This is a genomic window from Bacillus sp. CDB3 (assembly GCF_002081505.1).
In the GTDB taxonomy this organism is placed as follows: Bacteria; Bacillota; Bacilli; order Bacillales; family Bacillaceae_G; genus Bacillus_A; species Bacillus_A cereus_AT.
Map to the genome: position 1 here is coordinate 19,514 of NZ_ALBR01000074.1, position 10,848 is coordinate 30,361.

Here is a 10,848-nt window from a genome sequence, read left to right on the forward strand (position 1 = left end):
GTCATAAAGAAAATCCTCCTATGTTAGGAGGATTTTTAATTTCTCAATATATACCAAAAGAAAACTTCCACTACTACAAGTAACACCGCACCAAAAATCATTAACGTCGTCTTCTTTAATAGTTCGTTTTCACGATAAGGGATATTACATAAATAAGCACCGAGTGTAATCCGTGATGGGCAAGCGATTGTCGCTACTGATGACGCTGTGTTTTGCAGTGTTGTGACGTATTGCCACGGGAGTGCTACATTTTGCGCTGTTTGCATTTGTAGTTTTATAAACATTGCATTTGATCCTGCGTTACTACCGGTTAAAAAACCGCCAATTCCTCCAATGAAAGGAGCAACGAAAACGAAAAACGTACCAAATGTTTCACCAGCTGTCTTTGCGAGTAATGAATGCATGCCAGATGCACCCATTAGCTCTGAAATCGCAATGAACATCGTTGTTGTAATAGCGAAAGGAATCCATTGTTTTATCGTTTGCGAGAGTGATTGTTTAATAATATGAGATGGAATGCGGAAGAAAATAATTGTAAATAAACAAGTCATGGCGAGCCAAAATCCTGGCGAATATAGTAGTTCTAGTTTGTAAGAGTATGATTTTAAATCGAGAACCGCATATGACCTGAGCAAATCATGTAATGCAGGAACGAGGCGAGATAGTAAAATACAAACTGTTAAGAATATATAAGGGCTAATAATTTTTATAATGGATACTTCCCTCTCCGTAGCCGCCGCATGTTCTGTTAAAAGGTTTTGTTCATTTTTCCCTTTTAATTTTATGATAAGAAAGCCAAATGTAATGGTAACGATAGAACTTAATATCCCTGCTAATTCAACACTTACGTATGCGTTAGAAAGATAGATTCCGAGCGCAAATAATAGAAAGAAACCAACGCCTTCCTTCCACTTTTCTATAACTGCCTGAAAGCCACCGACAACGTATAAAGAAAGAAAGATAAAGTATGCAAAAATCGGGATGCTTAATAATGCTGTATTTGTGCCAAGAGTTGTGAGCGGCATGTTAATAAGTTGCGCACCGATAATCGTACCCGTTGCCATCGCGCCCCATGAACTAGCGAGTAGACCGATAAACGAAAGTAGTACAGCTTGAAACGGCTTATAACCGAGAGAAAGAAAAATAGGTGCTGCAACCATAAAACCAATACCGAACCCACTCACCGATTCAATAAGTGGACAAATACCAAAACACATAAGAAGCATTTGCAATAAGCGATCGTGCGTGATTTGTTCTAGAAATCGTGCTACTTGATCGATGTATCCCATTTTGTTCATGAGGTGAAATAAAAAAATACCGAAAAACAAAACGTATCCGACAATAAAACAAATTAACCAACCTTTAATCGTAGCGTGTACAGTTTCACTTATCCCTAACCGAAATGTTGGTGAGAGTAAAACGATTCCAACAGAAACGGTATAAGAAATTAATGAGGCTCTTAATGACGTTTGTTTAAATAAAAATAAACAAATGAAAATCATCATAATTGGGATAAGTGCCAACAATATGGCCATGTTATCATCTCATTTCATTAAAAATACAATTTTTAACTATTATATAACAGATGTCATATTTTTCAATTATTTTTACAACAGATTCAAAAAAGGAGCCATTTGGCTCCTTTTTTTGAATCACTCCCATTTTCTTTTGTCCTGAAAAACCGTCTGTTGTCCGATTATTTTTTCTAGCACACCAAACACAATATAAGCACATATTACTTGCAGTACAATATTCCCAAATTTCATTAATGAAAATGAATAAATTCCCCGAAATAACTCGTTTAATAACACAATCGAAACGATACTAAATAGTTCTATACTAATCGAAAATATACATACTTCTAAAATAGATTGCTCTTGTATTCGATTTAATTGGGAAAAGATGAATACATATCCTAAAAACAGAGCCATCAACTCTATTTTCGTCATGCTAATGAGCCAAGCGTATAATGGTACAGTTAAAAGAAGATATAATAGTTTACGTCTTAGCATGCCTTCTCACCCCCTAAATTATATGTATTTTCTGTATATTTTAACATTTATTACGTAAAACAAAAAGAAGAGACTTATGCCTCTTCTTTTTGCTTTACTGCCTGTATTAATTCACATATTTCCTCTTGTTTTTCATTTTCTAACAACTCAATAACCTTACTTCCAACGACAACACCGTCGCATATTGTAATCATGTCTTCTATTTGCTCTCGTGTTGAAATACCGAATCCTGCGACTACTGGTAAGTGGACGTGTGATTTTACTTTTTCTAAGTAACTATGAATCTCATCTTTAAAGTTTTGACGTACTCCCGTTACGCCCGCTACTGTAACGGCGTAGACGAATCCTTCTGATTCACTCGTAATTTTTTCGATTCGCTCAATTGGGCTCGTTACAGTAACGAGCGGAATTAAAGCTATATTCGCCTCGCGTAGAAGCGGTGCAATGATGTCTTGTTCTTCATAAGGTAAGTCCGGAACGATAATGCCATCCACACCTGCTTCAAGACAACTCTCAATGAAACGTTCCTTTCCGAATGCGAGTACTGGATTTAAATATGTCATGAGTACAAATGGAATTTTTACTTCTTTCCTTACTTCTGCTAACGCTTGAAAAATACCTTTTAATGTTACACCGCTATCTAGCGCTCGTTTCCCTGCTCTTTGAATCGTTGGACCGTCTGCGACTGGATCTGAAAACGGGATACCAATTTCAACAATGCTTGCTCCTGCTTCATCTAGAAAACGAATTCTTTCTTTTAGTTTTTCAAGGCCACCATCTCCGCCCATTACGTACGGAATAAATGCTTTTTTGCCATTTTCAAACGCTGCTTTAATTTTTTCTACTCCCATTTTTTACACCTCTTCCATATAACGTTTTATACTCTCTACATCTTTATCACCACGGCCGGATAAACAAATGACAAGTCCTTCGTCTTGCTTCATTTGCGGTGCTAGTTTTAAAGCGTACGCAACAGCATGTGAGCTTTCTAATGCCGGGATAATGCCTTCTTTTTTCGTTAATAATTGAAATGCCTCTAACGCTTCTTCATCTGTAATAGAATGATAAGAAACGCGGCCAATATCTTTTAGCAAGCTATGTTCTGGTCCAACCCCTGGGTAATCTAGTCCGGCTGAAATAGAGTGTGCTTCTTGAATTTGTCCTTCTTCATTTTGTAGAAGATACATCATCGATCCGTGTAAAACACCGACACTTCCTTTCGTTAAAGTGGCTGCGTGCTTTTCTGTGTGAACACCTTTTCCAGCTGCTTCAACACCGTAAAGAGCAACTTCTTCATCGTGTACGAAAGGATAAAACATTCCCATTGCATTACTACCACCGCCAATACAAGCAACGACTGCTTCTGGTAATTTTCCTTCTAATGCTTCGTATTGTTTTTTCGTTTCTTTCCCAATTACACTTTGGAAATCACGGACAATTTGCGGGAACGGGTGTGGTCCGAGAACTGATCCCATAATGTAGTGCGTATCATGCACGTGTGAAACCCAGTAACGAAGTGCCTCGTTCACCGCATCTTTTAATGTGCCGCTACCTGCCGCTACGCTTTCTACTTTCGCTCCAAGTAATTCCATTCGGAACACATTTAATTTTTGACGTCTCACATCTTCTTCTCCCATAAAGATGACGCATTCTAATCCGAGAAGGGCACATACAGTAGCTGTTGCAACTCCGTGTTGTCCTGCTCCTGTCTCAGCGACAACTTTTTTCTTACCCATTCTTACCGCAAGAAGTGCCTGACCAATTGTATTATTAATTTTATGAGCTCCGGTATGATTCAAATCTTCACGCTTTAAATAAATCTTCGCTCCGCCGCAATACTTCGTCATATTTTCAGCAAAATATAGCGGTGTTTCTCTCCCAACGTACGTTTGTAAATAATGGTTTAATTCCTTTTGAAACTCTTCATCTTGCATCGCTTCTTTATATGCTTCTTCTAATTCTAATACGGACTGCATTAACGTTTCTGGAACGTATCGCCCCCCGTATATACCGTAGTGACCTTTTTCATCTGGATATGCGTAGTTCATTTGGAACACTCCTTCGCTTTTTTAATAAATTGTTTTATTTTCTTTAGATCTTTCTTTCCTTCTGTCTCTACTCCACTACTCACATCGACCATATATGGCTGAACGGTTTGAATAGCTTCTTCTATATTAATGATGTTTAATCCGCCAGCTAATATCGTTTTCTCTCGCAATGCTTTTGGCATATGCGCGAGTAACTCCCATGAGAATGTCTTTCCATTTCCTCCGTGGAACTTTTCTTTCGGGCTATCAAATAACATATAATCTGTTTCGTATTTTTTCGCACGTTCCATATCTTGTTCTAAAGCTACTCCTACAGCTTTTATAGACGGAATTTTCAATCTTCTAATGTAATGATTGTCTTCATCCCCATGTAGTTGAACGTGCGTTAATCCGCACTCCTCTACAATTTTCTGGACCACTTCTACTGATTCATTTACGAAAACACCGACCTTTAAAACGTGGGCTGGAATTTCCTCAATAATTTCTTTCGCTTGCTCTGGAGTAATTTTTCGTTTACTTTCTGCAAAAACAAATCCGAGTGCATCTGCTCCGTATTCGCACGCACTTTTCGCTGTTTCAACATCAGTAATACCGCAAATCTTTACTTTCATATTTTCACCTTACATTCATCGAAAAAACTGCTAATAGAAGATGTTGTCATAAGCGCTTCACCAACTAATACACCTTTTGCACCAGCTCGTTTGACGCGAATGATATCTTCTTTTGAATGAATGCCGCTTTCACTAATCCAAAGTAGGTTTTCCTCATTCAGTCGTTTTCCAAGTTTTTCAGTTTGGCTTAAATCTACTTCGAATGTTTTTAAATTACGGTTGTTAATACCAATAACGTGCGGATTTAATCGGATTGCAATTTCTAATTCCTGTTCATCATGAACTTCAACAATCGCTTCTAATCCTATTTCTAGTACGTAGTTATAAAGCTCGTTTAATTTCTCTTTTGACAATGCTGCAACGATTAATAAAATAAGATCTGCTCCTGCTTCATACGCTCTATCAATTTGAATTTTATCGATTATAAAATCTTTACATAAAAGCGGAATGTTACCTTCTGCTCTTGCCGTTTGTAAGTCGTGAAACGACCCTTTAAAAAATTGACCGTCTGTTAAAACAGAAACTGCTCCAGCACCGCATTCTTCATATGTTTTCACTTGTTTTGGAACATCAACGTGTAAATTAATATCACCTTTTGATGGAGACGCTCGCTTTACCTCTGCGATTACAGTAAACTGCTCTAAAGCTTTTACAAGTGAGTGTGTTTTCCTTTTTTCTTTCACTGGTGAATATGTTTCATATAACTCCGCAACTTCTACTTTCTTTTGTTCCACAATTTTGTCTAAAATCGTCCCCATTTTAATTCACCCTTTCTAATTTTTCATGGCTTGCTGTAATTAATAAGTTTAACTTCTCTAATGCTTTTCCGGAATCAATGCTATGCGTTGCTAGTTTAATTCCTTCTTCAATCGTTTCCGCTTTTCCGTTTGCGAAAAGAGCAAGCCCTGCATTTAATAAAACGGTATCGCGGTATACACTTTTTTCTCCGCTCAATACTCCGATCGTAATCTTTGCATTTTCTTTTGAATTCCCGCCTCTAATTTCTTCATTTTTCACTCTTGAAAAACCATATTTTTCAGGCTCAATACTCATTTCGATTATTTCATTGTCTTTTAAAATAGCGACGCAGTTTTCTCCTTGTAATGATGCTTCATCTAAAAAGCCACTTCCGTTTACGACGAGCGCTTGTTTTCTACCAAGTTTCTGCAACACTTCCGCTACTGGCAATAACATATCTCGTTTATAAATACCGACAAATTGTGTTTCTAAATGAACGGGATTCGTCAACGGTCCAATTAAGTTAAAGATCGTCGGAACGTTTAATTCTTTTCTTATTTTCATAATGCGTCTTAATGCTGGATGCATCGCTGGTGCGAATAAGAAGGCAATACCTACATTCTCTAATAAATAGTCAATCTCACCAGGCGTACAGCTAATGTTTACACCGAGTTCTTCTAATAAATCAGCACTTCCTGTTTTACTAGAAACAGCGCGGTTTCCATGTTTCGCAACCTTTACGCCAGCTCCGGCAAGTACAAATGCCGATGTTGTACTAATATTGAATGTTTGCGCACCGTCACCACCCGTTCCGCAATTGTCCATCGCTCCTTTTATATGATTTGAAAACGGCAATGCCTTTTCGCGAAGAGCACGAACGAGACCGTATATTTCTTCTGCTGTTTCGCCTTTCGCTTTCAGTAATACTAAGAAAGCTGCAACTTCACTTTCCAATATGTTGTCACTTAATAAAAGGAGCCCTGCTTCATACATTTCTTCCTCTGTTAAATGCTGTCCCTCTACTAATTTTCGAAGATAACTGTTCATACTCTCTCCTCCTCTTTCACTTGTGCTAAAAAGGCACGTATTAATTTTCCGCCTTCTTCTGTTGCAATTGATTCTGGGTGAAACTGTAATCCGAAGAGCTGATAATAGTTATGACGAACTGCCATGATTTCTCCGTCATCCATCGCCGTCGCGAGTATGTCAAAGCATTGTGGTAAACTATTTTGCGCTGCGACGAGTGAATGGTAACGCATTGCCGTTAGCGGCTGCGTAACGTACGAAAAGATTGACGTTCCGTTATGTTTCACACGTGATGTTTTTCCGTGTTTAATGCGCTCTGCTCTAACAATTTCTCCTCCAAATGCGGATATGATTGCTTGATGGCCAAGGCAAATTCCTAAGATGGGAACGTTCTTATAAAAGTGACGAATAACATCGATACAAATTCCAGCATCTTCTGGTTTCCCAGGTCCCGGTGAGAGCACAATTCCTTTCGGCTTCATCTCCTCTAATTGTTCAATTGTTATTTGATCATTTCTTACGACGACGATGTTTTCTTCGTACTCGCCTAATAGTTGATACAAGTTATATGTGAAGGAATCATAGTTATCAATCAGTACAATCATTTCATAACCTCCAAAAGCGCTCTCGCTTTATTTAATGTTTCCTCATATTCAGCAACCGGATCTGAATCGTAAACGATACCCGCTCCTGCCTGAACGTACGCTTTCTCATCTTTCACAACCATCGTTCGAATTGCTAGCGCCATATCAAGGTTTCCTGAGAATGAAATATATCCAACTGCTCCGGCATATACATTTCTTTTTTCATGCTCTAATGTATTGATAATTTCCATCGCCCTTATTTTCGGAGCTCCTGACACTGTGCCAGCTGGTAAACAATACGCTAATGCATCAAATCCGCTCATTCGTTTTCGCAATGTTCCGTAAACTTCAGATACAATGTGCATAACGTGAGAGTATTTCTCTACTTTCATATATTTATCTATCGTCACAGAGCCAATTTCACTTACTCTGCCAATGTCATTTCGGCCTAGGTCCACAAGCATCATATGCTCTGCTCGCTCTTTCTCATTTCCTAACAGTTCTTTTTCGATTTCCTCATCTTCCTGCTTCGTTTTCCCTCTCGGCCTCGTACCCGCAATTGGGTTTGTCATCACCTTATCGTCTCTTACTGATAGTAAACTTTCTGGCGAAGAACCGAGAACGACGTAATCTTGAAAATCAATATAGAACATATATGGTGATGGATTTGCAATTCGAAGTTTCCGGTAAAGGGAAAATGAATCTCCTTTACATTCACTTTTTAATCGCTGGGATAATACAACTTGAAAAATATCTCCGGCCCGAATGTATTCTTTCGCTGTTTCTACCATTTCACAAAATTCTTTTTCCGTTATTGAAGAAGTAAATGATAACGATGATATTACTTCACTCACATTCTCTTCTTCACCGTTTAACACTTCCTCTTTGTATCTTTGCAATCTTTCATATACTTCTTCATAAGAAGCTGAATCTTCTTGCCCGCATACATATACAAACGACAACTTTTGGCGTAAATGATCGTAAACGATAAACTCGCGATACAGTAGTACGTGTACTTCTGGAATATTTAATGGATCATGCAAGTCTAATCCTATATTTTCATACTGCCGAATTACGTCATAGCCGATATATCCAATCGCTCCTCCGCAAAACGGAAATGGACTCTCTACTTGTTCTGGTGCGATTACCTCTTCTAATACTTGCAATACGTTACCTTGCAACTTTTCTGTTTGCCCATACATCGTTCGTTCTACTTCTATACCGACGCTTTTCACTTCTCCATAAGGATTACACCCTAAGTAAGAATAGCGCCCTTTATCTTGATGAAGCTGTGAACTTTCTAGTAAAAACTTTTTCTTACCCTTCATACGTCTATATAAAGAAATTGGCGTAATGCTATCTCCTTCTTCTTCAGCGATTACTAAAAATGTTTTTCCTTGTTCTTTTTGCTTCATAAATTCCTCTTTTGTCATCATGCCTTTCACCTCACTCTGAAAAATAAAAAAGTCCCCTACATATCGAAATATGTAGAGGACGATAAATTTACCGTGGTACCACCTCATGTTGGACGCAAAAGCATCCCGCTTTATTCAGGTACAAAATATATACCTTATCCTTGTAACGGCGGAACCCGGGTTGCCTACTGAAAACAATTGTTCAGCATACCTCTCGTAAGCCCATTCCGTATATGGCACCGTACCGGGCTCCCACCTGCTCCCGGCTCTCTGTAACGTCTCCAAATATACGTACTCTTCTTACTTAAACGATTTAGCTTATTTAATTTTTTATACACAAAAAGGGAGTACTCATCCTATAGAAAGGACGGGTACTCCCGTGGTGCCACCTTAATTCGTTACGAATGTAACGCACTTTACCGTATCAAAAACAATACGTGTCTCTTGTATCGATGAGATCATGTCGCCAAAGCCTACTTCTTTCGTTTCGGTTTGGAAGCTCCGAAGCCCATTCCACATCAATTCCATACTGATTCGCACCAACCATCAGCTCTCTGCCATGTTCATCATGTGTACTCTTCTTCATCAACGCTTGCATTTTTTTAAGTTGCACTCATTATATTCCTCGCATTTCTAATAAGTCAATACTTTTTCCAAAAAAAATATTTTTTCTTCATCCGATATTATATTGACAAAACAACCTGTTTTTATGTAAATATAATAAATACTCTATTAAAACTAAGGTTTTTTGTCAGAAAATTATATATTACAAAAGCGAAACATTGTCAAAAAACGCTTACATTTCAGAAAATTCGTATTTCTGAAATGGATTTTTCTGAATAATCATGATAGATTATAAATATGCAAAATGCATCAAAAGACATGACAAAAGGAAGGGGAACTACATGAGTACGCAGATGTTAACTTTAACTTCTATCTCTATTTACATGCTCGGGATGTTAGTAATCGGCTATTTCGCCTACAAACGAACGTCCAACTTAACAGATTATATGCTTGGCGGGCGTACACTAGGCCCCGCAGTAACAGCATTAAGTGCTGGAGCATCAGATATGAGCGGTTGGCTTTTAATGGGCTTACCCGGTGCAATGTTTAGCGTTGGATTAAGTAGTAGTTGGATTGCAATCGGCCTAACATTAGGCGCATACGCAAACTGGCTATATGTCGCTCCTCGCTTACGTACCTACTCTGAAATTGCAAACAACTCTATTACTATTCCAGAATTTTTGGAACACCGTTTCCACGACAAATCTCACATGCTACGCTTAGTATCCGGACTTGTTATTATGATTTTCTTTACTTTTTATGTAGCTTCAGGATTAGTTTCAGGCGCTGTATTATTTGAAAATTCATTTGGTATGAACTATCATGTTGGATTATTCATTGTAGCAGGCGTTGTTGTAGCTTACACATTATTCGGTGGTTTCTTAGCAGTAAGTTGGACAGACTTCGTGCAAGGAATCATTATGGTTGTTGCTCTTATTCTTGTTCCTATCGTAACAATTATGAATTCACACGGACTTGGACCTGCGTTTGACACAATTCGATCGGTAGATCCAACACGTTTAGATATTTTTAAAGGTGCCTCTACTTTAGGAATGATTTCTTTATTCGCATGGGGCCTTGGTTATGTTGGACAACCTCATATTATCGTACGCTTTATGGCAATTTCGTCTGTAAAAGAAATTAAAAGCGCACGAAGAATTGGTATGAGCTGGATGATTTTCTCTGTTGTCGGAGCTATGTTTACTGGTCTTATTGGTATTGCTTACTATTCACAACAAGAGTTGACATTATCTAACCCAGAAACAATTTTCCTTGAACTAGGAAAAATTTTATTCCACCCACTTATTACTGGATTTTTATTAGCAGCTATTTTAGCAGCTATTATGAGTACAATCTCATCTCAGCTTCTTGTTACCTCTAGTGCTATAACAGAAGATTTATATCGTACATTCTTTAAACGCTCTGCTTCTGATAAAGAGCTTGTATTTGTCGGTCGTATGGCTGTACTTGTTATCGCCTTAGTTGGGTGCGCATTAGCGTTTAAACAAAATGATACGATTTTAGCTCTTGTTGGATACGCTTGGGCTGGATTTGGTTCTTCATTCGGACCTGCTATTTTATTAAGCTTATATTGGAAACGCATGACAAAATGGGGTGCGCTTGCTGGTATGATATCAGGTGCCGCTACAGTAATTATTTGGACTCAATTCAAATTCTTAAAAGATTTCTTATATGAAATGATTCCTGGTTTCGCTATTAGTTTACTAGTAATCGTAATTGTTAGTTTACTAACACAGCCTTCAAAAGAAGTTGAAGAGCAATTTGAGAATTTCGAAAAACAACACCGTAATAATCTATAAAAAGAAAGCTCTGCTGTTATCATAACAGCA

General features: G+C 38.0%; 10 protein-coding genes and 2 other annotated features. Of the genes, 1 reads left to right on the forward strand and 9 read right to left on the reverse strand.

Annotation, left to right across the window (positions count from 1 at the left end; translation table 11 throughout):
• Positions 1-35: 35 nt before the first annotated feature.
• From CDB3_RS18030 to trpE, 9 genes are all read right to left on the reverse strand, one after another.
• Complete coding sequence (locus CDB3_RS18030) at positions 36-1,535, reverse strand: L-lactate permease (RefSeq protein WP_128855439.1); 1,500 nt, start codon at positions 1,533-1,535, stop codon at positions 36-38.
• Between the two features lie 117 nt (positions 1,536-1,652).
• On the reverse strand, positions 1,653-2,012 hold the full coding sequence (locus tag CDB3_RS18035) for a DUF4029 domain-containing protein (RefSeq protein ID WP_128855440.1): 360 nt from the start codon (positions 2,010-2,012) through the stop codon (positions 1,653-1,655).
• A gap of 74 nt (positions 2,013-2,086) precedes the next feature.
• Positions 2,087-2,863 (reverse strand): tryptophan synthase subunit alpha, encoded by a 777-nt coding sequence (gene trpA, locus CDB3_RS18040; protein ID WP_128855441.1) that lies wholly within the window; start codon positions 2,861-2,863, stop codon positions 2,087-2,089.
• 3 nt (positions 2,864-2,866) lie between these two features.
• Positions 2,867-4,060 (reverse strand): tryptophan synthase subunit beta, encoded by a 1,194-nt coding sequence (gene trpB / locus CDB3_RS18045; RefSeq protein ID WP_001105046.1) that lies wholly within the window; start codon positions 4,058-4,060, stop codon positions 2,867-2,869.
• Positions 4,057-4,671, reverse strand: coding sequence for a phosphoribosylanthranilate isomerase (locus CDB3_RS18050; RefSeq protein ID WP_128855442.1), 615 nt, complete (start codon positions 4,669-4,671; stop codon positions 4,057-4,059). The genes trpB and CDB3_RS18050 overlap by 4 nt, the downstream gene beginning before the upstream one ends.
• Positions 4,668-5,429, reverse strand: a complete 762-nt coding sequence (gene trpC, locus CDB3_RS18055; protein ID WP_128855443.1) for an indole-3-glycerol phosphate synthase TrpC — start codon at positions 5,427-5,429, stop codon at positions 4,668-4,670. Before trpC ends, CDB3_RS18050 begins: the two co-directional genes overlap by 4 nt.
• A gap of 1 nt (position 5,430) precedes the next feature.
• Positions 5,431-6,456, reverse strand: coding sequence for an anthranilate phosphoribosyltransferase (trpD, locus tag CDB3_RS18060; protein WP_128855444.1), 1,026 nt, complete (start codon positions 6,454-6,456; stop codon positions 5,431-5,433).
• Positions 6,453-7,040: an aminodeoxychorismate/anthranilate synthase component II gene (locus CDB3_RS18065; protein WP_128855445.1), complete on the reverse strand. Its 588-nt coding sequence runs from the start codon at positions 7,038-7,040 to the stop codon at positions 6,453-6,455. The genes trpD and CDB3_RS18065 overlap by 4 nt, the downstream gene beginning before the upstream one ends.
• Positions 7,037-8,455: an anthranilate synthase component I gene (trpE, locus tag CDB3_RS18070; RefSeq protein WP_128855446.1), complete on the reverse strand. Its 1,419-nt coding sequence runs from the start codon at positions 8,453-8,455 to the stop codon at positions 7,037-7,039. The genes CDB3_RS18065 and trpE overlap by 4 nt, the downstream gene beginning before the upstream one ends.
• Before the next feature lie 51 nt (positions 8,456-8,506).
• Positions 8,507-8,752 (reverse strand) — a binding site (T-box leader).
• A 42-nt stretch (positions 8,753-8,794) separates the two neighbouring features.
• Positions 8,795-9,032, reverse strand: a binding site (T-box leader).
• A 307-nt stretch (positions 9,033-9,339) separates the two neighbouring features.
• On the opposite strand from trpE, the gene putP reads away from it, so the two are divergent.
• Positions 9,340-10,818 (forward strand): sodium/proline symporter PutP, encoded by a 1,479-nt coding sequence (putP, locus tag CDB3_RS18080; protein WP_128855448.1) that lies wholly within the window; start codon positions 9,340-9,342, stop codon positions 10,816-10,818.
• Positions 10,819-10,848: the final 30 nt, after the last annotated feature.